Source organism: Kribbella sp. NBC_00359 (assembly GCF_036097425.1).
Classification (GTDB): domain Bacteria; phylum Actinomycetota; class Actinomycetes; order Propionibacteriales; family Kribbellaceae; genus Kribbella.
Genome location: NZ_CP107975.1, coordinates 8,099,796 through 8,122,136, shown reverse-complemented (window position 1 = coordinate 8,122,136; position 22,341 = coordinate 8,099,796). Strand labels below are relative to the sequence as shown.

The 22,341-nt window shown below is 69.5% G+C and carries 24 protein-coding genes; 17 read left to right on the top strand and 7 right to left on the bottom strand.

Annotated features, from left to right (window positions below):
- Positions 1-22 precede the first annotated feature (22 nt).
- Genes thiE through OG876_RS39370 form a run of 3 tightly spaced genes read left to right on the top strand, consistent with a single transcriptional unit; the run spans position 23 to position 1,523 of the window.
- Positions 23-667 (top strand): thiamine phosphate synthase, encoded by a 645-nt coding sequence (thiE, locus tag OG876_RS39380; RefSeq protein ID WP_328521818.1) that lies wholly within the window; start codon positions 23-25, stop codon positions 665-667.
- Positions 664-1,092 (top strand): ribonuclease, encoded by a 429-nt coding sequence (locus OG876_RS39375; protein WP_328521817.1) that lies wholly within the window; start codon positions 664-666, stop codon positions 1,090-1,092. The genes thiE and OG876_RS39375 overlap by 4 nt, the downstream gene beginning before the upstream one ends.
- On the top strand, positions 1,089-1,523 hold the full coding sequence (locus OG876_RS39370; RefSeq protein ID WP_328521816.1) for a barstar family protein: 435 nt from the start codon (positions 1,089-1,091) through the stop codon (positions 1,521-1,523). Before OG876_RS39375 ends, OG876_RS39370 begins: the two co-directional genes overlap by 4 nt.
- On the opposite strand, the gene OG876_RS39365 is transcribed toward OG876_RS39370, so the two are convergent.
- Positions 1,506-1,862: a DUF4180 domain-containing protein gene (locus tag OG876_RS39365; protein WP_328521815.1), complete on the bottom strand. Its 357-nt coding sequence runs from the start codon at positions 1,860-1,862 to the stop codon at positions 1,506-1,508. The genes OG876_RS39370 and OG876_RS39365 overlap by 18 nt on opposite strands.
- A 76-nt stretch (positions 1,863-1,938) precedes the next feature.
- Between OG876_RS39365 and OG876_RS39360 the strand changes: the two genes are divergently transcribed.
- The gene (locus OG876_RS39360; protein WP_328521814.1) at positions 1,939-2,358 is read left to right on the top strand and encodes a helix-turn-helix domain-containing protein; all 420 of its coding nucleotides are present in this window, start codon (positions 1,939-1,941) and stop codon (positions 2,356-2,358) included.
- A 4-nt stretch (positions 2,359-2,362) separates the two neighbouring features.
- Here the strand turns inward: OG876_RS39360 and OG876_RS39355 are convergent, their stop codons facing one another.
- Positions 2,363-3,433: a polyprenyl synthetase family protein gene (locus OG876_RS39355; protein WP_328521813.1), complete on the bottom strand. Its 1,071-nt coding sequence runs from the start codon at positions 3,431-3,433 to the stop codon at positions 2,363-2,365.
- A 57-nt stretch (positions 3,434-3,490) separates the two neighbouring features.
- Between OG876_RS39355 and metF the strand changes: the two genes are divergently transcribed.
- Together metF and OG876_RS39345 are read left to right on the top strand one after the other, a co-directional pair.
- Complete coding sequence (gene metF, locus OG876_RS39350; protein ID WP_328521812.1) at positions 3,491-4,408, top strand: methylenetetrahydrofolate reductase [NAD(P)H]; 918 nt, start codon at positions 3,491-3,493, stop codon at positions 4,406-4,408.
- Between the two features lie 4 nt (positions 4,409-4,412).
- Positions 4,413-4,943, top strand: coding sequence for a SixA phosphatase family protein (locus tag OG876_RS39345; RefSeq protein WP_328521811.1), 531 nt, complete (start codon positions 4,413-4,415; stop codon positions 4,941-4,943).
- Here the strand turns inward: OG876_RS39345 and OG876_RS39340 are convergent.
- The 3 genes from OG876_RS39340 to OG876_RS39330 form a co-directional block, all read right to left on the bottom strand.
- Positions 4,940-7,144 carry a HelD family protein gene (locus OG876_RS39340; RefSeq protein WP_328521810.1) on the bottom strand — a complete coding sequence of 735 codons (2,205 nt, stop codon included), beginning with the start codon at positions 7,142-7,144 and terminating at the stop codon, positions 4,940-4,942. The genes OG876_RS39345 and OG876_RS39340 overlap by 4 nt on opposite strands.
- A gap of 90 nt (positions 7,145-7,234) precedes the next feature.
- Positions 7,235-8,542: a phytoene desaturase family protein gene (locus OG876_RS39335; RefSeq protein WP_328521809.1), complete on the bottom strand. Its 1,308-nt coding sequence runs from the start codon at positions 8,540-8,542 to the stop codon at positions 7,235-7,237.
- Positions 8,542-9,153, bottom strand: coding sequence for a DUF4126 domain-containing protein (locus tag OG876_RS39330; protein WP_328521808.1), 612 nt, complete (start codon positions 9,151-9,153; stop codon positions 8,542-8,544). Before OG876_RS39330 ends, OG876_RS39335 begins: the two co-directional genes overlap by 1 nt.
- Positions 9,154-9,324: 171 nt before the next feature.
- Here OG876_RS39330 and OG876_RS39325 point away from each other — a divergent pair, with 171 nt between their 5' ends.
- Together OG876_RS39325 and OG876_RS39320 are read left to right on the top strand one after the other, a co-directional pair.
- Complete coding sequence (locus OG876_RS39325; protein WP_328521807.1) at positions 9,325-11,247, top strand: N-acetylmuramoyl-L-alanine amidase; 1,923 nt, start codon at positions 9,325-9,327, stop codon at positions 11,245-11,247.
- Between the two features lie 10 nt (positions 11,248-11,257).
- The gene (locus OG876_RS39320; RefSeq protein WP_328521806.1) at positions 11,258-11,989 is read left to right on the top strand and encodes a nucleotidyltransferase domain-containing protein; all 732 of its coding nucleotides are present in this window, start codon (positions 11,258-11,260) and stop codon (positions 11,987-11,989) included.
- On the opposite strand, the gene OG876_RS39315 is transcribed toward OG876_RS39320, so the two are convergent.
- Entirely contained in the window at positions 11,982-12,452 is a 471-nt protein-coding gene (locus OG876_RS39315; protein WP_328521805.1) for a YbaK/EbsC family protein, read from the bottom strand. The two genes, OG876_RS39320 and OG876_RS39315, sit on opposite strands and share 8 nt — an antisense overlap.
- Positions 12,453-12,864: 412 nt before the next feature.
- Between OG876_RS39315 and OG876_RS39310 the strand changes: the two genes are divergently transcribed.
- From OG876_RS39310 to OG876_RS39270, 9 genes are all read left to right on the top strand, one after another.
- Positions 12,865-13,419 carry a DUF6504 family protein gene (locus OG876_RS39310; RefSeq protein ID WP_328521804.1) on the top strand — a complete coding sequence of 185 codons (555 nt, stop codon included), beginning with the start codon at positions 12,865-12,867 and terminating at the stop codon, positions 13,417-13,419.
- Positions 13,416-13,889 (top strand): SAV_6107 family HEPN domain-containing protein, encoded by a 474-nt coding sequence (locus tag OG876_RS39305; RefSeq protein ID WP_328521803.1) that lies wholly within the window; start codon positions 13,416-13,418, stop codon positions 13,887-13,889. Before OG876_RS39310 ends, OG876_RS39305 begins: the two co-directional genes overlap by 4 nt.
- Positions 13,890-13,917: 28 nt before the next feature.
- A complete protein-coding gene (locus OG876_RS39300) occupies positions 13,918-14,184 on the top strand; it encodes a hypothetical protein (protein WP_328521802.1) in 267 nt (88 codons plus the stop codon).
- A gap of 105 nt (positions 14,185-14,289) precedes the next feature.
- Complete coding sequence (locus OG876_RS39295; protein ID WP_328521801.1) at positions 14,290-15,501, top strand: DUF480 domain-containing protein; 1,212 nt, start codon at positions 14,290-14,292, stop codon at positions 15,499-15,501.
- 150 nt (positions 15,502-15,651) lie between these two features.
- Positions 15,652-16,686 carry an ABC transporter ATP-binding protein gene (locus tag OG876_RS39290; RefSeq protein ID WP_328521800.1) on the top strand — a complete coding sequence of 345 codons (1,035 nt, stop codon included), beginning with the start codon at positions 15,652-15,654 and terminating at the stop codon, positions 16,684-16,686.
- Positions 16,683-17,498: an ABC transporter permease gene (locus tag OG876_RS39285; RefSeq protein WP_328521799.1), complete on the top strand. Its 816-nt coding sequence runs from the start codon at positions 16,683-16,685 to the stop codon at positions 17,496-17,498. Before OG876_RS39290 ends, OG876_RS39285 begins: the two co-directional genes overlap by 4 nt.
- Positions 17,495-18,337, top strand: coding sequence for an ABC transporter permease (locus OG876_RS39280; protein WP_328521798.1), 843 nt, complete (start codon positions 17,495-17,497; stop codon positions 18,335-18,337). Before OG876_RS39285 ends, OG876_RS39280 begins: the two co-directional genes overlap by 4 nt.
- Positions 18,338-18,427: 90 nt before the next feature.
- Complete coding sequence (locus OG876_RS39275; protein WP_328521797.1) at positions 18,428-19,174, top strand: methyltransferase domain-containing protein; 747 nt, start codon at positions 18,428-18,430, stop codon at positions 19,172-19,174.
- A gap of 217 nt (positions 19,175-19,391) precedes the next feature.
- Positions 19,392-19,808, top strand: a complete 417-nt coding sequence (locus OG876_RS39270; protein ID WP_328521796.1) for a DUF3040 domain-containing protein — start codon at positions 19,392-19,394, stop codon at positions 19,806-19,808.
- A gap of 148 nt (positions 19,809-19,956) precedes the next feature.
- On the opposite strand, the gene OG876_RS39265 is transcribed toward OG876_RS39270, so the two are convergent.
- Entirely contained in the window at positions 19,957-22,314 is a 2,358-nt protein-coding gene (locus OG876_RS39265; protein ID WP_328521795.1) for a transglutaminase family protein, read from the bottom strand.
- Positions 22,315-22,341 lie beyond the last annotated feature (27 nt).

Sequence of the window (22,341 nt, the reverse complement as noted above, 5' to 3'; positions counted from 1 at the left end):
TGGTCATGGCAGGCTTTGGGGTGTGACTGACACCGACCGTCTCGCTGATGCCCGGCTGTACCTGTGCACGGATGCGCGCGAGAAGCAGGGCGATCTCGAACAGTTCCTGGATGCCGCACTGGCCGGTGGCGTGGACATCGTGCAGTTGCGCCAGAAGGAGATGGAAGCTGCGGACGAGTTGGCGGCTCTGGAGGTGTTCGCGGACGCCTGCAAGCGGCACGGCAAGCTGCTGGCGGTCAACGACCGGGCGGACATCGCTTTCGCGGCGGGAGCCGACGTACTGCATCTTGGCCAGCGGGATCTGCCGGTGCACGCGGCTCGGGCGATCATCGGTGCGGAGCCGATCGTCGGACGCTCTACGCACACGTTCAGCCAGGTGAATGCCGCCGTGACCGAGCAGGGCTCGGACTACTTCTGTGTCGGCCCCACCTGGGAAACCCCGACCAAGCCCGGGCGGCAGGCCGCCGGCCTCGAGCTGGTCTCGTACGCCGCCAGTCGTCCGCAGACGAAGCCGTGGTTCGCGATCGGTGGCATCGATCTCGATCGGCTGGACCAGGTGCTCGAGTCCGGTGCCACCCGGGTGGTCGTCGTCCGCGCGATCACCGCCGCGGACGACCCGGGCGCGGCGGCCGCGGAGTTCAGCCGGCGGTTGCGGGACGCCGGGTGATCAACAACCCGAAGACCGCGCGGATCGTCGCGATCGTGGTGATCGCGATGCTGGTGATCACCCTGGCGGCGTCCCTGTTCGGCTGCGCCGCCGCCAAGCCGTCGGCGTCGGACAGCACCGACCCGGAGAGCGGCCTGAAGATCGTCGCGGTCGCGGACCTGCCGAAGGAGGCGCAGGCCACGCTCGAGCTGATCGACCAGGGCGGACCTTATCCGTACAGCCGCGACGGCGTGGTCTTCGGCAACCTCGAGAAGCTGCTGCCGAAGCACGACCGCGGCTACTACCACGAGTACACCGTGACGACGCCGGGCGAGAAGGACCGTGGTGCCCGCCGGATCGTGACCGGCAACGGTGGTCAGCGTTACTACTCCGACGACCACTACAAATCCTTCCGCCGAATCACGGAAGACGGGGGAACCTCATGAGTGACCTGCGCACGTTGCTGGCTGACGGGCTGCGTCCCGGGGTCTACCGCTGGCAGTCGGATCGGACGCCGGAGCAGGTACGGCGTGACGTCGTGGCGGCGGGGTGGGACTTCGTCCTGCTGGACACCACCGAGATCCACGACAAGGCGGGCTTCCTCGACCTCTGTGCGACCGCGTTCGACCTGCCGCGCTGGTTCGGCCGGAACTGGGACGCCCTCGCCGACTCACTCAGCGACCGCTCCACCGGCGAGCCGGAGATCGTCTTCTGGGCCGGCCTGCAGCACCTGCTCGATCACGACCACGACACCGTCGACGTGGCTCTGCAGATCTTCACCGAGGACATCACGAACTCCGGTCAACTCCGCGTCCTCATCCACCAACCGGCCGATGCGAAGACGCCGGCCCTGCTGAGCTCACTGCCCACCGTGTAGCCGCGCGGCCAGCGCGTCCAGGTCCGGCACGAACCACAGGCTGCGCCCGCGGTTGCTCTCCCGCACCCAGTCCGCCAGCGACGTGCTGCCCGCAATCCGGCCCGCGATGTCGCCGACCACGGCCAGGCCCATCCGGTAGTCCACGAACTTCTGCGCGATCGCGCCCGCCCGGCCGGTGCGCAGTTCGAAGAACTCGTCACCCAGCTGCTCCGGTGTGAAAGCGACCCACTCGGCCTGGTGCTCGTAGTGCGCCCGGGCGATGAGCTGGACCGCGTCGCGATCGTCGCCCACCCGTACGTCACTCACGAACACCCGCAACCCACTCAGCTCGTCGATCATTCGTCTAAAGTACCTAAAAGATCCCTATCTGGCTATTTATAGGGAATTCTAAGGAACCTGCCGTAGTCTGATGGACATGCCTCAGGAGCTGTACTCGGTCGAGCAGGTGGCCAACCGGCTCGGGCTGCACGTCCGCACGATCCGGAACTACGTGCGCGACGGCCGGTTGAAGGCCGTCCGGATCGGGAAGCAGTACCGGATCGCCCGCGAGGACCTGGAGGCTTTCACCGGCACGACCGCGGCCGCCCTCGAGGTGGACGAGACGAAGCGGCATGTGGAGGCGTCGAGCATCGTGCACATCGACGCGATCGATCGGGCCGCGGCCGACCGGATCAGCACGCACGTGGTCGGATCCCTCAATCAGAGCGGGATCGGCCGGCTCCGCGTCGAGACCGTGTACGACGAGGATCGCGCCGTACTGAAGGTGATCATCCTCGGCGACCTCGCGCCGACCGCCGAGTTGCTCCGGCTGATCAACCTGATGACCGCGCCGTAGCCGGCTAAAGCAGGCGCGACGTGGCGGCGATTGCGAGGTCGGCCAGCGCCTTGCGGGCGGTGTCGTCGGCCAGGGGAGCGCGGTCGAGCGCGTCGAGGGCGTCCTCGGTGCGCTCGGTGATCAGGTCCTCGCAGGCCTGCACGGCCCGCGAGTCCTGCAGGATCTCGCGCAGCAGCTGGATCTCGTCGTCGTCCAGGTCGGGCCGTCCGAACAACCGGTCGAACTCGGCCAGCTGCACCTCCGACGCGTGATCCACCGCGTACGCCACCAGCACGGTCCGCTTGCCCTCGCGCAGATCGTCGCCGGCCGGCTTCCCGGTCAGCGCCGGATCGCCGAACACCCCGAGCAGATCATCGCGTAACTGGAACGCCTCACCGACCGGCAGGCCGTACGCCGACAACGACTCGATCAACCGCTCGTCCGCACCGGCCAGCGCGGCGCCGACGTGCAGCGGGCGCTCGACCGTGTAGGTCGCCGACTTGTAGCGCAGGACTCGCAACGCCAGATCCATGTCCGACTCGCCGCTCGCCTGCGCGACGAGATCGAGGTACTGACCGGCGGTCACCTCGACCCGGACCGCGTCGAAGAACCGCGCCGCCCGCGCCAGCGCGGCCGCGTCGAAGCCCGATGTGTGCAGCAGTTCGTCGGCCCAGATCAGGCACAGATCGCCGAGCAGGATGGCCGCGCCGACCCCGAAGCCGACCGGATCGCCACCGCGACCTGACGCCTCCGACCGGGCCCGTTGCAACGCCTCGAACCGGCGATGGGCAGCCGGTGCACCTCGCCGTACGTCGGAGGAGTCCATCACGTCGTCGTGCACCAGCGCGCTGACGTGCAGCATCTCCAGGCTGGCCGCGGCCGTCAGGATCGGCTGTGCCGGATCACCACCGGCGGCCCGGAAACCCCAATAACAGAAGGACGGGCGGAGCCGCTTGCCGCCGCTGGTCGCGTCCCGCGCCGCCTGGACCTGCTCGGTCAGCTCCGGGCCGATCGCGGCCAGTCGCTGCTCCTGCAGGTCGAGGAAGCCGGTCAGCGCCCGCTGGACCTCGGCCGGGATGTCCACATCGCCATACACGTCTCGGAGCGTAGTCGGTACGAGCGCGGCGGTAGACACCGCGGGTAACCTGTCGCCATGGCGAACGGACTTCCCTCGACGCTTCCTGGTGGTACGCCGACGATCCGCGAGCTCCTGTCCTCGGGGAGTCGTTCGTTCTCGTTCGAATTCTTCCCACCGAAGACGCCCGAGGCCGAGGAGGTGCTGTGGCGCTCGATCCGCGAGATCGAGCAGCTGCGGCCGACCTTCGTCTCGATCACGTACGGCGCCGGCGGGACCACGCGCGACGGCACGATCCGGGTCACGGAGCGGGTCGCGCAGGACACCTCGCTCACACCGCTCGGCCACCTGACCTGTGTCGCGCACTCGCGTGACGAGCTGCGGTCGGTGATCGGTGCGTACGCGGGTTCCGGTGTGCGCAACATGCTGGCGCTGCGCGGCGACCCGCCGGGCGGTCCGAACCAGCCGTGGGTCGCGCACCCAGAGGGACTGAACCACGCGGTCGAGCTGGTCGAGCTGATCCGGTCCCTGGGCGATTTCTGCGTGGGTGTCGCTGCGTTCCCGGACAAGCACCCGGAGGCGGCGTCGCTGGAGGCGGACGCGCAGGTTCTCGCGGCGAAGGCCGGGGCCGGGGCCGACTACGCGATCACGCAGATGTTCTTCGGGGCCGACGACTACTTCCGGCTGGTCGACCGGGCGGCTGAGCTGGGCTGTGACATGCCGGTGCTGCCGGGCATCATGCCGGTCACCAACATCAAGCAGATCCAGCGGATGGCGGAGCTGACCGGGATGGCGCTGCCGACCGCGGTGACCGACCGGCTGCTCGCGGTCGAGGACGAACCGGCCGCGGTCCGGGAGGTCGGCATCGAGATCGCGACCGAGCTGTGCGAGGCCTTGCTGGCCGGGGGAGCTCCCGGCATTCACTTCATCACTTTGAACAGGTCCACCGCGACCCGTCAGGTCTTCCTGAACCTCCGCTCATCCGTCGTATCCTGACTCGATGGCTGACCCGTCGGATCTGTTGATCGATCGCACGCTCGTCCTGCTCCGGCACTCGAAGTCGGTTCCGCCCGAGTCGATGCCGGACTTCGAGCGCCCGCTGTCCGACCGCGGCCGCGCCGACGCCCAGGCCGCGGGCCGCTATCTGGTTGCCCAGGGCATCGAGGCCGACCTGGTCCTGTGCTCGCCGTCCAAGCGCACCCGGGAGACCTGGAAGTACGCCGTCGAGGGTGGGGCGACCGCGACCGACGTCTGGTACGACCGCCGCATCTACAGCGCCGGCACCGACGAGCTCCTCGAGGTCGTCCGGGAGGCTCCGACCGAGGCCCGGACGGTGATCATGGTCGGCCACGGGCCCGGCATCCCGTGGCTCGCCGACGAGCTCGCCCTGGACGGCACCAGCCCGGAGCGCACCGAGCTCAGCCGGAAGTACCCGACCACGGGTCTCGCCGTCCTGCACCTCACCTGCCGCTGGGCCGACCTCGCCGCAAACGAGGCCGACCTGGTGTCCTTCGTCGTACCTCGCGGTTAAGGCAACCAGTTTGTCGTGCTGTTGACCGTGATCAGGCGCTGAGTGGCGCGGGTCAGGACGACGTACAACGCGCGGACGCCGCCCAGCGTGTCGCTGACGATGCGGTCGGGCTCGACCACCACGACCGCGTCGTACTCGAGGCCCTTGGACTCCAGCGGGCTGACCGCGACGACGCGCGGGTCACCGAGCTCGGCCAGGACCGGGTCGACGACGGGCCGCAGCTTCGGCGGCACGATCACGCCGACCGTGCCCTCGACGAGCTGGAGCAGCTCGACCGCGGCGTCACCCGCTGCCTCGGCGACCTTGCCGTCGTCGACGATCCGGTGTTCGGGGTCGACACCGGTGCTGCGGACCGCGTTCGGCAGATCGGCGTCCGGGAGCGTACGGCGGATCACCTCGCCGGCGAACGCGTAGATCTCGGCCGAGTTCCGGTAGTTGGTGGACAGCCGGAACGAGTGCCGTTGCAGGTGCGACAGCATCGAGTCCATCGCCGCCCGCGCCTCGTCCGGATCGGGCCACGAACTCTGCGCCGGGTCGCCGACGATCGTCCAGCTCGCCTGCGGACCGCGCCGGGTCACCATCCGCCACTGCATGGGGGACAGGTCCTGTGCCTCGTCCACCAGCACGTGCGCGTACTCCTCCGGCTCGTCGGCCTCCCGGGCGGCGGCGGCCCGGGCACGACGCTCGGACGTGGTCAGCACCTCGTTGACGCCGTCGCTCAGACCTTCCATCCAGTCGAACTCGTCGTCCTTGGCCTCGTTGACCGGTGCACGGCCCAGGAGCGTGCTCAGCTCGTCCAGGAGCGCCACGTCGGCAATCGTGAACTCGTCCGTGCTGCGGATCGCACGGGCGAGTGCGTCGACCTCTCGGGGGGTGAGCTCGTTCCGGGCCCAACGCTGTAGCCGCCGTGGGTCACCGAGCCAGCGCAGCACCGCCTCCGGCGTCAGCACCGGCCACCACTGGCTGAAGAACGTCCTGAAAGCAGGGGTGTCGACCACTCGGTCGCCGAACGCCTCCCGGTCGCCATAGACCCCGGTGCGCAAGTCGTCCGGGAACCGCTGCCAGAGCGCGGCCACCAGAGCCTTACGAGCCTCAGTAGCCGCCTTGTTGCGTGGCGTCCGGCGCAGTGCGTTCCGCCGTACGTTGTCGAGCTGGTTGGCGTCCAGCTCCACCGTGGCACCGCCGATGAACACCCGGAGAGTGGCCGGGGCCGTCGGCACCCGGTCGCGGGCAGCACGCGACAGTACGCCGCGCATCCGCAAGGAGCCCTTGATCGCGGCAACCTCGGCTTCATCGACTGCAGTGGCCTTGACGCCGTCCACCAGTTCGCCCACTGCCCGCAGCGAGACCGTGTTCTCACCGAGGCTCGGCAGGACGCGCTCGATGTAGGCCATGAAGGCAGCGGACGGTCCGACGACCAGTACGCCGCCCCGCTCGAACCGCCTGCGGTCGCTGTAGAGCAGGTACGCCGCCCGGTGCAGAGCGACCACCGTCTTGCCGGTGCCCGGCCCACCGCCGATGACGGTCACACCACGCGCCGGCGCCCGGATCGCCTTGTCCTGCTCGGCCTGGATGGTAGCGACGATGTCGCGCATCGTGTGACCGCGGGCCCGCGACAGGGACGCCATCAGCGCGCCCTCGCCCATCACGGGCAGGTCCTCGGGTGCACGCTCCGGCGCCAGCAGGTCGTCCTCGAGCCCGACGATGCGGGGGCCTTTGTTCCGCAGGACGCGCCGGCGGACGACCTTGAGCCGGTCAGTCGAGGTGGCGCGGTAGAACGGCTCGGCAGCCGGTGCACGCCAGTCGATCACCAGCGGTTCGTACTCCGCGTCCCGGACACCGATCCGGCCGACGTACAGCTTCTCGAGGTCCGCGGCGGTCTCGGCGGCCGGCTGGTCGTCACCGTGGTCGGAGTCGAGCCGGCCGAAGACCAGGCCCTCGTGCTCGGCGTCCAGCTCGGCGATCCGGCGGGCCGCGGCGAACACGAGGACGTCACGCTCGTACAGCCCGGTCTGCTCCTCCTCGCGGACGCGGCCGACGTTCTGCGCCTGCGCGCGCTGGTGCCCTTCGACCGCGATCCGTGACGCGGAGCGGGCAGCCTCCGCGACCCGGTCGTACACCCGGTCGACATGTTGTTGCTCAGCCGCCAGCTCAGCCGGCTCGACGTTCTCGTGATCGGCCGACGTGGGGGTTTGATCCACCGAGGTCCTCTCTACTGCCGGGCACCTACCCCGACATGGAACAGGAACGATCAATCTTAGTGCGCTCGGTATCTCAACCCCAGACCGGTCTCAGGCCTTCCCGATGGCGTCGGCCACAATCGCGGCGCCGAGCGTCGTGGCCGGTACCCCGGACCCCGGGTGAGCGCCCGCCCCGACGCAGTACAGGCCCTTGACCGGAGACACGTTGGCCGCGCGGCGGCGGGCCGTCTTGTAACCCTCCCAGGCCACACCGGCCCACCATGACGGCGAGGTCTGCCGCGACACCACGTTCTCCCGGATGTGCAGCCCACGCGCGATCAGCAGGTCCAGTACGTCGTCCGTCGGGTAGCCGTGGACCAGTACGGACCACGCCGTGTGCCCGACCGGCGCCTGACCACCGGTCCGTACGACGACTGTCGGCGTACCGTGCAGGACGGTCTCGAACGGCAGGGCCGGCACCGGATCCTTCAGTCCCAGGTGGACGACGTACGCCGCCTGCGCCTGGTGCGTCGACAGGATCCTCTTGCGCACCTTCTTGGCCGCCAGGTCGTCGACCAGGTGTCCGTAGAGCTCACGCGGATCGATGTCGCTCACGACGATGTCCGCCGGCAGGTCCGTCCCGTCAGCCAGCCGTACGCCGGTCACAGTGCCACCGGCCGTGATGACGGCGACCACCTCGGCGCTGGTGCGTACGGTGATCTTCCGTTCGCTCGCCCGCTGCACAAGTCCGTCCGCCAACGCGCCGAAGCCGCCCTCGATCGTCCAGCGGCCGAAGGTGCGTTCCAGATACGACCAGACGCCGACGTACCCCGGCGTGAGCTTCGCGTCGGATCCACCTTGCGCTGCGAAGTGGCGCAGTACTGCACGGGCTCTGTCGTCACTCAGCTCGTGCTGCGCGACCTTCTCCAGCGACTGCCAGGGTTTGAGGGTCCGGATGCTCCTCAGCGGCAGCTTGTCCTGCAGGGGTGGCTCGAGTGACGTCTTCCGGAGGATCTGCCACGTCTCGCCATAGCCGTCGACCAGTGCGGTCCATTGCTCGGCCACCTGCTGGCCGGCCAGGTCGGTCCAGGCGTCCTGCTGTGAGCCCCGGTCGTTGATCGGCAGGTCCAGCACCGAGCCGTCAGCGAACATGTGCCGCCGGGGCTCGGTCACCGGCTCCAGTTGGAGCAGACTCTCGATCGGACGACCGCTCTTGCGGAACAGGTCCCGCAGTGCGGCCGGGAGCGTCGTACTGGCTGCTCCGGCGTCCCAGGTGAACCCGTCCGCTTCGACCCGGCCCAGCACCCCGCCGAGGCGTTCGTCCCGTTCGCAGACCGTGACCTGGTGGCCGAGCTTGGCCAACCGGACTGCACTGGCGAGACCGGCCAGACCGGACCCGATGACGATCACGGTGGCCATCAGGCGGCACTGTTCCCGGTCGCCGGGTCGCGCCGTTTCTCCCGCCACCCCTTGAACCGGAGGTAGCCACGCCGGATGAAGCGGAACGCGAAGTACACCCCCATGAGGCCGAGGAACAGCAAGATGCCGGCGATGATGAGCGCGGCCTCCGGGTGGAACGCGGCCAGCGACACCACGCCGACGACGGTGATGTCCTCGGCGGACGACGCGGCGATGTTGGTCGCCGGCTCGGGGGAGGTGTTGATCGCCAGCCGCAGACTCGACTTCACCGAGTGCGAGAGCAGGGCGACCAGTCCGCCGGTGGTCGCGATGACGGCCTGGTGCAGCGTCGTCGCCTGATCGGCGAGCAGGGCGGCCAGGATCGCGCCGATCGTCGGCCGGATCACTGTCGAGATCGCGTCCCAGGCGGAGTCGACGTACGGGATTTTGTCGGCGACGAACTCGAACGCGAAGAGAACACCCGCTGCGATCAGAACGGCGTTGCTGGTCAGTGCGGTGGGGACGTCGTCGGCACCGGCGAACCGGCCGAGCAGGCCGAGAATGAGCACGCAGGCATAGGCATTGATGCCACTGGCCCAGCCCGTCGTGAACGCCAACGGCAACGCTTCCATCGTCGTGCTCCGTAACCCTCAGTCGCCGTTTCGCCGGCGGCATGCTTTCGTCAGTATCGAACCCTCCGAGGTGAGTTTTGGTTAACCGTTGACATCCGGCCCGCCTCGACTCACAGTGACTAGGCTGCCAGTCTGTGTGACCGGCACCCGCCTTGGGTTCAGGAGAACAACATGCTGCGTCGTCCGAAGATTCTCGCCGCACTGGCTGCGGTAGCGCTGCCCATTACCTTGACCGGCGTGTCGTCCGGAGGTCCACCCGCGGCCGCGGCGCCGCCACCGGCACCGGCCGCCGTCGAGGCTTCGGCGTACAGCGCGGCCGCTGCGAAGTACGGCGTACCGGAGTCGGTCCTGCTGGCCGTGTCGTACTCGGAGTCGCGGTGGGACGACCACCGGGGTGCGCCGAGCACCTCGGGTGGCTACGGCCCGATGCACCTCACCGCCATCGACCCCAGCACGGTCGCGGACCTGTCCGGTAAGCAGAAGGTCGCCAAGGCCTCGTCGTTGCGGACGCTCTACAAGGCGTCCGACCTGACTGGTCTGGACCCGGCCGCGCTGCGCACCGACACCACCGCCAACATCAACGGTGGTGCCGCGCTGCTGGCGTCGTACCAGCGGTCCCTCGGTCTGCCCGTCGGCGCCAACACCTCTCCGGCCGAGTGGTACGGCGCAGTGGCGTCGTACGCCGAGGCCGGGGACCGGGTGGCCGCGTCCGGCTTTGCCGACGACGTCTACTCGATCATGGCCCGCGGTGCGGCCCGTACGACGAACACCGGGCAGCAGGTCGTGATGCCTGCCGTCGCTGTCACGCCGGACAAGGCGCAGGTCAACAAGCTGGCACTGCCCGCGGGCACCAAGCCGGCGAACTCCGGAGTGGAGTGCCCGCCGTCGCTCGGGTGCGAGTGGCTGCCGGCGCCGTACTCGGAGTTCGGCACTGCTGGGGACTACGGCAACCATGACCTGGCGAACCGGCCGAAGACCGGCAAGATCGACTACATCGTCATCCACGACACCGAAGGCACCTGGCAGGGTGTGCTCAACCTGGTGCAGGACCCGACGTACGTGAGCTGGCAGTACACGATGCGCTCGTCCGACGGCCACACGTGGCAGCACGTGAAGGCGAACGACGTCGCCTGGCACGCCGGCAACTGGTACGTGAACATGCACAGCATCGGCATCGAGCACGAGGGCTTCGCGCCGCAGGGTGCGACCTGGTTCACCGAGGCGCTGTACCGCAACTCGGCCAAGCTGGTGCGCTACCTGGCCGCCAAGAACAACATCCCGCTCGACCGGGCCCACATCATCGGCCACGACCAGGTCCCGGGCACGGTCCCGTCGACGGTCGCCGGCATGCACTGGGACCCGGGACCGTACTGGGACTGGGAGCACTACTTCGATCTGCTGGGCGCTCCGATCTACGGGCACTCCGTGTTCCCGGTGAAGGCCGGCTCGATCGTCACCATCAAGCCGGGCTTCCAGGGCAACGTCCAGGTCGTCAGCAACTGCGACGCACCGGCCACCCCGTGCACGCCGCAGGGCACGAACTTCGTCTACCTGCGTCAGTCGCCTGACGACAACGCTCCGCTGGTCAAGGACATCGGCCTGCACCCGAGCGGCATCGACGGGACCACTGACGTGTCCGACATGGGCTCACGGGCCGCCGCCGGATCGCAGTACGTCGTGGCGCAACGGCAGGGCGACTGGGTTGCGGTCTGGTACCTCGGGGCGCTCGGGTGGTTCAAGAGCCCGGCGTCAGCTCCGGACGCGTTCGCGAAGCCGGGTCTCGTGGTGAAGCCGAAGGCGGGCCTGGCCTCGGTGCCGGTGTACGGACGTGCGTACCCGGAGCAGGCGGCGTACCCGGCCGGTATTCCGTATCAGACGGTCACGCCGCTGCAGTACACGATCAGCGCGGGCCAGGCCTACCCGGTGGGTGACCTGAACATCGAGACCGACTACTACCGGGCCGTGACGTTCGCGGGTCAGCCGCCAACCGACCATGTCCAGGTGCTCGGCAAGGACCGGTACTACCAGATCTGGTTCGGGCACCGGATGGCTTACGTTCGCGCCGCCGACGTGGACATCCGCCCAGCCATCTAGATTGGGTCCTGTGATCGACGAAGCCGTCCAGCGCTTGCTGGACGGCTTCGTCACGTCGATCCGCGAGGTCGCGGCCATTGAGGCCGTCTGGCTCCACGGCTCGCTGGCCCTCGGCGACTTTCAGCTCGGCCGCAGCGATCTCGACGTGGTCGCCGTCGTTTCTTCGCCTCCGCCGGCCGCGATCGAGGACGTGCACCGACGGCTGATCCGGTCCGCGCCACTGGCCGCCAAGCTGCATTGCTCCTATCTGGTCGCGGCGGAGCTGGCCGACCCCGCAGTCCGGCACGCCACGTTCGCCCAGGGCCGCTACTTCGACCGCCCGGTGACGCCGGTGACCCGCCGAGAACTTGCCCTGAGCAACCTCTCGCTGTTCGGCCCACCGCCGTCATCGTTGCTACCGGCAACCAGCGATGCCGAGCTCGCCGCCTTCGTCCGGCGCGATCTGCGGGACTTCTGGTTCCCGGTGACCCGCAAGCGGACCCCGTGGTACGCCGACATCTGGGTCGACCTCAGCCTGCTGACGATCGCCCGCGCCCACGTCACGCTGACGACGGGGGAGCTGATCACCAAGCGCGCCGCCCTCGACGTGCTCCCGTCCCTGCACGCCCCGGCCGCTGTGGTCTCCGACATCACTCACCGACGCTACGGCCCGTCCCGCCGCTTGACCCCATTGTGGCGGCACCGCCGGGCCGTGCTGACCCGGCGGTTCGTGAGTACGGCGATCCCGCAGGTGATCAGTTGACGGTGATCGGAGTGCCGTTGGTGAGGGTGAGGAGTTCGGCGTACGTGGTGGGAAAGACCGAGTGGGGGATCCCGGCGGCTGCCCAGACGACGGCGTACCGCTCGAGGGCGGTGTCGACGTACGTCGGGACCTGGCCGGGGTGGCCGACCGGGGCGACGCCACCGATCGACTGACCGGTGTGCTCCTTGACGAACTCCGGGGTTGCGCGGCGCAGCTTGCCGATCCCGAGCTCGGCGGCGACCTTCGGTGTGTCGACCCGGTGCGCGCCGGACGTCAGGATCAGTACCGGGGTGCCGTCGCCGTCGAAGATCAGGCTGTTGGCGATCGCGCCGACCTCGCACCCGAGCTCGGCCGCCGCGGCCGCCGCCGTCGGCACCGCCTCGTCGAGGATCACGATCTCACCGGTGGCGCCGGCCGCCCGCAGGGCGTCGGCCACCTTCTGCACGTTGGGATGACTGCTCACCCTCGGCACCCTATGCGGCGGCGCGCGGGCGGGTCACGCCGATTCCCCGTCGGCGGCTTTCGGTCCGGCGGAAAGTGTCGGTGGCGTCGTCGACGATGAGTGCATGGAGATCGAAGCAGCGCCGCCGGGCCCGCGGGCCGTTGACGATTGTCGGCGGGCGACGCTACGCTTCCAGTGTTCGAACAGATGTTCGATTACCTCTGACCCGGTTTCGTCGGGAGGCCGGGCGGGGGTGAGCCGGACAGCTGGACGGCTCCGGTGCGGAGTTGCGGCCGCATCGGAAACCGGTGGTCCCGGCGGGCCGTGCACCGGGGTGGACCTCGACCCCCACCCCGTGCCGGCCCGCCGGGCCTCCGACCAGGGCCTAGTGCCTGATCAGGGGCAGCGGTTCGTTCACAGGAGGCGATGGAGCATGTGGGAGTTCGACGAGGCCGTCGAGGTGCACTCGGTGGTTGTGGACGACACCGAGACCCCGGACCAGTTCCTCTGGCGTGGCCGCCTCTGGCGAGTCTGCTCCGTCCAATCGCACTGGACCGAGACCGCTGCGTGGTGGGAACGCGGCATCATCGGCACCGGCTTGACGTACGACGGCCGCGCCGACCACTGGGCTCACGCCGAGCGCACCCACGCGGGTGGAGGAGCGACGCGGCACCACACGAACGGCGCGGCGGCGTCGGCGAGTCCCCGTTCTCTCGCCGACTGCCTGGCCGGGCTCGCTCCCGCCGGTAGCGATGGCGCATTCGCCGCCACCGGGAAGCGCGGTGCGGATGCGGCCGGCGAGGAGCCGGCTCGCGGACTGTCCGGGAGTCCGGCGGCAGTCGGCGTACTGGATGCGGACTGGGGTCCGCGGCGGGCGGTGTACCGGGTAGAGGCGGCGTGCGGTCGGCACGGCCGGCGGGAGCTGTTCGATCTCGCGCACGACCCGGATTCCGGCCGTTGGCAACTGGAGAGGGTGACGGACCGATGACTGTTTCACCGGTTTCCCCGGCGGCCGCGGGGTCGGCGAGCCGGGAGCTGTCCCGCGCGCGAGCCGCGCTGGCCGAGGCAGTGGAGACGAGCGACCACCTGATCCGCTACTCGAGCGCCCACGTCGCGGCGCTCCGGGTCGCGGCCGCGGTCCTCGCCGTCCGCGCCCGTCCGGTCCGCTCGGGACCCCGCCGCCGGGTCCAGCGGAACGCGTGGGTGCTGCTGGCTGAGGTCGCTCCGGAGTTCGGCGAGTGGGCCACGTTCTTCGCCGCCGGCGCTGCCCAGCGTGCCGCCGCCGAGGCGGGTCTCGAGCGCGCCGTCAGCACTCGCGAGGCCGACGACCTGGTGCGTGCCGTGGACACCTTCTACACCCAGGTGGAAGCCAGCCTCCGCCTCTCCACGACCCCCGCCCTGACGGCGACCACCGACCCCCAGTCCGTCCTCACCCAACCCTGGATGCAAGCCAGCTGACCAGCCGGCGACGCAGGAGACCCCGAACGTGATCGAACGACGCAGCCGCCTGGACCGAGGCATGGGCGTGGACCTGTGCGGCCGAGTGCACGCCATCACCGGCATCGAGTGCTACCTCCCCGACACCCACTACCCGCGCCCCCACCACTCCCTGACCGGAGAGTCCTGGCACGACGGCCTCTGCACCCACTGCGCCGGCGCCGGCACCCAAGCCGGCACCCCCTGCCCCCACTGCAACGGCACCGCCTTCGAACCAATAACCCTCCCCGCCCCAGACACCCCCCACCCCAGCTAACCCACCCCAACCCAGACCCCCACCCCGGTTAACCCACCCATCAAACTAAGCGGCCGGAGGCTGTGGTGGGGGGAATGGGGTGGGGGAGGCTTTAGGGTCTTGGGGGTGAGTGAACTTCCTGTTCTTGAGGCTGAAGATCAGCGGGTGCTCGGGAGTCTGCTGGAGAAGCAGACGACGGTGCCGGCGTCGTACCCTCTCACCGCGAACGCCCTGCGGACGGCCTGCAACCAGACGAGTAATCGGGAGCCTGTCGTCGACTACGACCAGGCGACGGTCGAGCGGACCGCGCGGTCGCTCAGGGACCGGGAGCTGGTGCGGATCGTCTGGGTCGACACCGGTCGGCGGACGCTGAAGTACCACCAGATCCTCGACGAGCGGCTCGGGCTCGAGACCGACGAGCGAGCGCTGCTCACGGTGTTACTCCTTCGCGGCGCACAGACACCCGGTGAGCTGCGCACCCGCACCGAGCGACTCCACGGCTTCGCCGACCGCTCCGAGGTCGAGGCCTGCCTGCGCCGGATGGCGGAACGCCCCGAGCCACTGGTCCGCGAGCTCGAGCTGCGCCCCGGCCAGCACGACCGCCGCTGGATCCATCTCCTCGGGCCGGTGCCGGGGCAGGCCGAGCCGGTCGTCGCGGAGACGGTCGACCGAGACGTGGTGATCGCCGAAGGAGCCGAGGCGCGGGACGCTCGGGTGCGTTCGTCGTACGACGCCGTCGCGGAGACGTACGCCGACCGCCTGGCCGACGAGCTGGCCGGGCTGTCGTTCGAGACCTGGCTGCTCAACCGGGTGATCGCCGACGCCGGTGGACGCCCAGTGGTGGAGGTCGGCTCGGGCCCCGGTCACATCACCGCGTACCTGGCCGAGCATGGCGCCGATGCCACGGGCGTCGACTTCTCCCCGGCGATGGTGGCCGAGGCCCGCCGACGCTTCCCGGACCGGAACTTTCAGGAAGGCGACCTGCGGCGGCTGGGTCGCCCACCGACCAGCTCCGGATGGGCGGCCGTGCTCGGCTGGTACTCCCTGATCCACCTGGCGGCCGCCGAACTCCCCGACGCGATCGCAGCCCTCGTGCGCCCGCTCGATCCCGGCGGCCTGCTCGTCCTAGCCCTGCACGCCGGAGCCGAGGTCCGCCACGTCGACCAGTGGTTCGGCCACGAGGTCGACCTCGACGTCGTCCTGCACGACCCGGCGTTCGTGGTCGGCGTCGTCGAGTCCGCCGGTCTCGTCGATGTCGAGTGGTACCTCCGTGGTCCGATCGCCGCCCGGGAGGAGACCACCCGGCGCCTGTACGTCGTCGGCCGCACCGCCTCCTGACCCCGCGAAATGCGATGGACATCGCTTTCCGGCCTGCCTTAGCGTTCCTCCTGGCAGCCGTATGTCGGAAGGACCAGAGGGCTTCGCGCGCTCTGCGCTGACGTTGCCCGGTCCGATGCACCAACCGACTCTCGAAGGCGGTGCTCATCCGTGACGCACGCATCCCATCAGGTCCCCTCGCCGCAGCCACCGGTGATCGTGGCGACCGACCTGACCAAGACCTACACGTTCCACCAGCAGCAGGCCGGTCTCGGCGGGGCGATCAAGAGCCTCGTCCGGCGGACGTACGAGACCCGGCTCGCCGTCGACAAGATCACGTTCAGCATCGACCGCGGCGAGGTCGTCGGGCTGCTCGGCCCGAACGGGGCCGGCAAGACCACCACGCTGAAAATGCTCTCCGGCCTCCTCTACGTCACGTCCGGCGAGTTGGAGGTTCTCGGCTTCGCCCCGTCGGACCGCAAGCACGACTACCTGCGGCGCATCGCCCTCGTGATGGGGCAGAAGACCATGCTCTGGTGGGACGTCCCCGCGATGGAGAGTCTTCTGCTGCACAAGGACATGTACGGCCTGACGACGAAGGAGTTCGACCGCAACGTCGCCGAGCTGGCCGAGCTGCTCGATGTCGAGGACCTGCTGAACGTCCAGGTTCGCAAGGTCTCCCTCGGCGAGCGGATGAAGCTCGAGCTGATGGCGGCCCTCGTGCACGGCCCGGAGATCCTGTTCCTGGACGAGCCGACGATCGGCCTCGACGTGGTCGCGAAGGCGCGGGTGCGGACCTTCCTTGCCGAGGTCAACCAGATCCGCGGCACCACGATCCTCGTCACGAGCCACGACATGGACGACATCGAGGCGCTCTGCTCGCGGGTGATGATCATCGACCACGGCGGCCTGCAGTACGACGGGGGCCTCGACGAACTCGTGCACACGGCGCGCCCGCGCAAGCTCGTGCAGGCGACGTACGCGACGACCGTCGACGGCGGCCACCTCGCCGCGCTCGAGGGTGTGACTGCGGTCGACAGCTCCGGCCAGCTGATCAAGCTCGAGGTGGATCGCGAGCGGGCCGGCGACGTCCTCGAGCAGCTGACGCGGATCGGTCCACTCGTCGACCTCGATGTCGCGGACGCCGACATCGAGGAGATCATGCGCGACCTCTTCCTGCGCCGCAGCACGCTGGGGGACGCGTGACGACCACCCTCGCGCGGAACCTCCGGGTACTGCGCCGGATGACCGCGGCGAAGATCGCCCAGCAGTCCATCTATCGCGGCGCGTGGATCATCTTCATGGCGGCCAACGTCTGCATGCCGATCATCTCGCTACTGATCTGGCGCACCGCGATCGCGAACGGCGCGCAACTCCCGATCGACGAGCGGTACGTGACGACGTACTTCGTGCTGCTCAGCTTCGTCACGATGGCCACGTCGTCGTGGATGACGGCCTTCCTGGCCAACGACATCAGGCTCGGCAAACTCTCCAGCTGGATGGTGCGTCCGGCGTCGTTGCTGCTGAGCTTCATCGCCAACAACCTGTCGGAGAAGTTCCTGAAGCTGTTCGCGCTGCTGCCGATGATCGGCGTGCTGTGGTGGATCTTCCGCGACTCGATGAACATCCCGGCCGGCCCGGACCGCTGGGCGCTGTTCGCGGTCAGCATCGTGTTCGGGGCGATCCTGGTGTTCACGATCGACATCCTGATCGCGGCGCTCGCGTTCTGGATGGACGACGTGTCCGCGCTGGCGCAGGCCCGGCTGATCATCGCGAGTGTGCTGTCCGGCTCCGTCGTGCCGCTCGCGCTGATGCCGGACTGGTCGCGCGGCTTCATCGACAACCAGCCGTTCAGGTACACGGTGTCGTTCCCGGTCGAGATCGTCGCCGGCCATCTGTCCGGTCAAGACCTTGTGGTGGGGTTGGGCGTTCAGTTCGCGTACGTGCTCGGGTTCGCAACGGTCGCGCGCCTCGTCTGGGCGGCCGGGATCCGCGCGTACTCGGCGGTGGGCGCATGAGCACGTACGCCGGCGACCGGCCGCCGCTCGACCGCAATGGGCTGCACAGGCAGCTGCGCCACCTCCGGCTGTGGCGGCGGTTCCTCGCCCAGGCAGTGGTCCGCGAAACGCACTACCGCGCGCACTTCGTCACCACCTTGCTGGTGGGCCTCGTCCAGCTCGGGCTCGGCATCGTGCCGATCCTGTTGCTGTTCGGCTTCACCCAGGAGATGCACGGCTGGTCGCGGGCCGAGGTGATCACACTCGTCGGGGCGTACCAGATCATCACCGGCCTGATGGCGGCGTTCGTCGCGCCCAACCTGAACCGGATGACGGCCTACATCACCGAGGGCGAGCTCGACGCCGTGCTGCTGCGGCCGGTGTCGAGCCAGTTCTACCTGACGCTGCGATGGATCAACGTCGCGGAGCTCAGCAACGTCGCGAGCGGCATCGTCGTCCTGGTGATCGGGCTCGTGCAGTCGGGCACCAGTCCGGACGTGGGGCAGATCCTGCAGGCGCTCGTACTCGCGGCCTGTGGGGTGGTGCTGCTCGCGTCCGTGTGGAGCGCGATGTCGTTCCTCGCGTTCTGGCTGCAGTCGGTGAACCCGATCGGAGCCATCTACCTCAACCTGGTCGAAGCGGGCCGGTATCCGCTGGTGTTCTTCCCTGCGGTGGTGCGGACGTTCCTGACCTTCGCGTTCCCGGTGGCGTTCGCGACGACGTTCCCGGTCCAGGCGCTGGCGGGCGACCTCGGCTGGGCGCCGGTCGCCGGCGGGATCGCGCTGTCGGTGGTCGCGGTGACGCTCGTCCGGAGGCTGTGGCGGCGCGGGTTGCGCTCGTACGCCAGCGCGAGCTCCTAGTGCCCGGTGCGGGTCGGAAGTGGGATGCGGGGTGGAAGTAGGGTGTGGCCCGGTGGGGTGGGTGTTGGGGGACCGGCTGGAGGGTTGTGGATGGTGGATCGGCGGCGGCGGGGTGTGCGGACCGCGCTCGTAGGCGAGGCTTTGCGGGTGGCGCTGGCGGGACGGGCGCGGACCGATCCGGGAGCCGGGCTGGACATCGTCGACCTCGGGGGCGGGACCGGCGGGTTCGCGGTGCCACTGGCTGTCGAAGGCCACCGGGTGACGGTCGTCGACCCGAGCCCGGACGCACTTGCGTCGCTGGAGCGCCGGGCCAGTGATGAGGGTGTGAGCGAGCTGGTCCGTGGCGTCCAGGGTGATGCGACCGAGCTCCCGGGACTGGCCGGTGAGTCGAGTGCGGACGCCGTCCTGTGCCACGGCGTGCTCGAGGTCGTCGACGACCCGGTGCAGGCGTTGCAGGCGATGGCCTCGGTACTGCGGAAGGGCGGCGTACTGAGTCTGCTTGTTGCCCAGCGCAACGCTGTCGTGCTGGCCCGCGCGCTGGCCGGTCACCTCGCCGACGCCCGCGTCGCGTTGCAGGACCCGGACGGGCGCTGGGGTCCGACCGATCCGATGCCGCGGCGGTTCGACGAGGCCGGGATCACGGCGCAGCTCGTCGACGCCGGCTTCATGGTGCACACGGTGCACGGCGTACGCACGTTCGCCGACCTCGTCCCGTCCGCCTTCGTCGACTCCGAACCGGGGGCCGCCGAGTCCCTCGCTGAGCTCGAGCGCGCCGCCAGCCAGCACCCGGCCTTCCGCGCCCTCGCCACCCAGCTCCACATCCTCGCCACCCGCTGACCACGGACGGTGATCGCCGGGTGACCTCCGGCGGGAGGGGCTTTCCCGCGGTTGCGAAGCTGTGAGAGAACTGTGAGCGACACGCCATCGAGCGCAGGTTTGGAGCTCGTGTTGTAGGGGCAGTTGCCGGACCGTGACGCGCTGGACAGGCGGTCAGGGTTTCGTGTGGGGCACGCGCGGCCTAGACTGAAGGCGGCCTATCGAGATCGCGCTCATCATGGAGGGATCGACGGTGCCCCTCTCGGAAGAAGAGCAGCGCCAGTTCGAGCAGCTCGAACGCGCCCTCGCTGCGGAAGACCCGAAGTTCGTTTCCGCCATGCGAGGGACCAATGTGCGCTTGTACTACAAGCGCCGGGCAGTTCTTGCCGGCGTCGGATTCGTGCTGGGCATCGCGGTGCTGATGACCGGCGCGATCGTTCCCAACACCATCATCGGAGTCGTGGGCTTCGTGATGATGGTCGCCTGCCTCTACATCGCGGCGCTGAGCATGAAGCGGATCAGCAACGCCGGGGACGCCGACGACATCCCACCGCCGCCGCCGACCAAGAAGCACAAAACCCGGCACGACTCGTCCGGCAGCTTCATGGAGCGGATGGAAGATCGCTGGCGCCGCCGCCGCGACGAAGACCTCTGACAGCGCGACGCGCCGCCTGAGCGCGACCCCGTCGACGAACCACACCCGTGCCCTGGTGGGACGGGTGTGGTTGTTTTTTGCCCCCTGAGCCGGTGGCGGAGCATGCGAAGGGCCGTGTACTCCGGTGGAGTACACGGCCCTGTGGTGCTTAGTTGGCGTGGCGGCGGGGGAGGACCAGGGACCGGAGGCGGGCCAGGAGGAGGTCGAACTCGTCCAGGAGGTCGGAGGCCTCGGTGCTGCCCCGGTTCAGGTACCAGCGCCAGGACGGCGGCAGCAGGCGCGCCCGCCAACGGCGCCGACGGGGAGCCTGACTCCAGAGAGCCTTGCGTACGGCGGCCGCCTCCGACGTGAGGTCCACAGTCGGGTTCGCGTCCCCGGCGTACCGGAGCGCCTCGATGCCGCGGGCCAGCCGGAGTGCGTCGGGCTTCGTCTCGGCAGGCAGCTTCGAGACGAGCCACTCACCGGTCTGTCGTGGCGTGGACACGTCGGACCAGTCCAGCCCGAGGTCGCGGGAGGTGTCCCGGATCTCGGCCCACAAGCCCTCGGCCGAGGCGCGGCCCGGCTCCCGGGCGAACCGCCGCCGCCGGGTCAGGCTACGGATCATCCAGGGGATAGAAATCAGCAGGATCACCCCGGCGCCGATCCCGATCGCACGGCCCCCGCCCTTGGTCCACCAGTTGCCGTTGTTGAGGGTCGGGATGCCGCTGTCGGCCGGCAGGTTGGGGTCGAGGTTCCGCCGGCTGATCTCGGGGTCGTTGGTCGCGCCGGGCGTGCCCGGCGCGGTGCTCGGCGCAATCGAAGGGTTGGTCGGGTCTGCGCCGGCGGCGACCGTCCAGTTCGGGGTGCTGGGCACCCGCGCGGCCGGGGTCGGCTCGAAGCGGACCCAGCCGGTGCCCTGGAAGTACAGCTCCGGCCAGGCGTGCATGTCGTGCATCCGGACCGTGTACTGACCGTCCTTGCCGGCCTGACCGGGCAGGAAGCCGATGCCGACCCGGGACGGGATGCCCGCGATGCGTGCCATCAGCGCCATCCCGGTGGCGAACTGCTCGCAGTACCCGGACTTGTTCTGAAGCAGGAACTCGCGGATCGCCCCCATCCCGCTGCCGCGGGCGTTCTGGGTGCTGTAGGTGAAGCCGCCGGCGCTGCGGAACCACTGCTGCAGCAGCACCGCCGCCTCGAACTTGTTGCCGTTGGCACCGGCAATGACCCGGTCGGTCAGCGTCTTGATCGCCGTCGGGGTGCGCTGCGGGACGGCGCTGGTGTACTGGTCCGGCTGGCTGGTGAAGACCGCGGTGGACAGCTGATCGGGCGTCGGTTGCAGGTCGTACGACGTCGCGCTGTACTTCTTGCCGGCGATCACCTGCCCGCCCGCGGAGACGATGTCGAGCGCGCCGGCGTCGTACCGCCAGTCCCGCTTCAGGGAGATCGAGTGCAGCGGGTAGGGGACAGGCACGAACTGGGACCGGAAGTTCCGGGTGACGTCGATCTCCATCTTGGTCTCCGGGACCTTGGACAGGTCGCCGATGTAACCCGGCGGCGGAGTCAGGTCGCCGTTGATCTTGTGGCCGTCCTCCCGGGGCGCGATCCGCCAGGTGTTGCCGTCGAAGAGGTCGAGCGCGGTCAGCCGCAGGTACGTCCCGCCGGCCGCGCCGCCCTTGTACGTGAGCGCGACCACGTTCTCGCCCTGCTTCAGGTTCTTGGCCATGTCGAGCATCGGGTCGGTCGACGAGATCGACGTGCCGAACCCGCCACCCGGGCCGCTGCCGGCCAGACCGTTGCCGATGACACCTTCCGGCAGGGCCGGCAGCAACGCCGGCAGCAGTGCGGCCAGCGCGACCACCGACAGGCCGATCCGGCGGCCGGCCTGGCCGAGCGCGGACGCCTCGACAGGCTCGGCCGCATCCAGGTGCGAGACCCCGGAGATGCGGCGGCCCCAGCGGCTCAGCCTGCTCCGGCCCTCCGCGGACAGCAGCAGGATGTAGCCGACCGCCGGCGGGATGAACAGGAGCGCCGGCAGTCCGCCGTGCACGGTCGCGGCCGGCACCGTGTACATGATCAGCAACAGCAACCCGGCCCACGCGGCCTGCCGGAGCTGTACGGCGATGACGTGGATGAGCAACCCGGTCGCCGAGATCACCGAGACCGCGAACAGGGTCAGATGCGAGTCCGGCGGCAGCGGCGCGCTGAACCGGTTGATCGAGTCCATCGCGTTGACCATCTGCTGGTTGAACTCGAGCGCCGTCGCCTTCCATGGGATCAGCCCGAACTTCAGCGTGTCCTTCAGGAAGAAGATCGAGAGCAGCTCGACCAGCACCACGAGCTGGACCAGCGGTACGACGATCCGCGGGGTGCGCAGGTTCTGCAACAGCACGCCGACGCCGGTGATCACGCCGCACAGCAGCGCACTGATGAACAGGAACGGCCCGGAGAACACCGGCGTGAGCACCAGCGACCCCAGTACGGTCGCTCCCCAGGCAGCGAGAGAGATCCTGGCGTGACCGGTCATGAGCCAACGCCCCCTGACCGCGCCCGC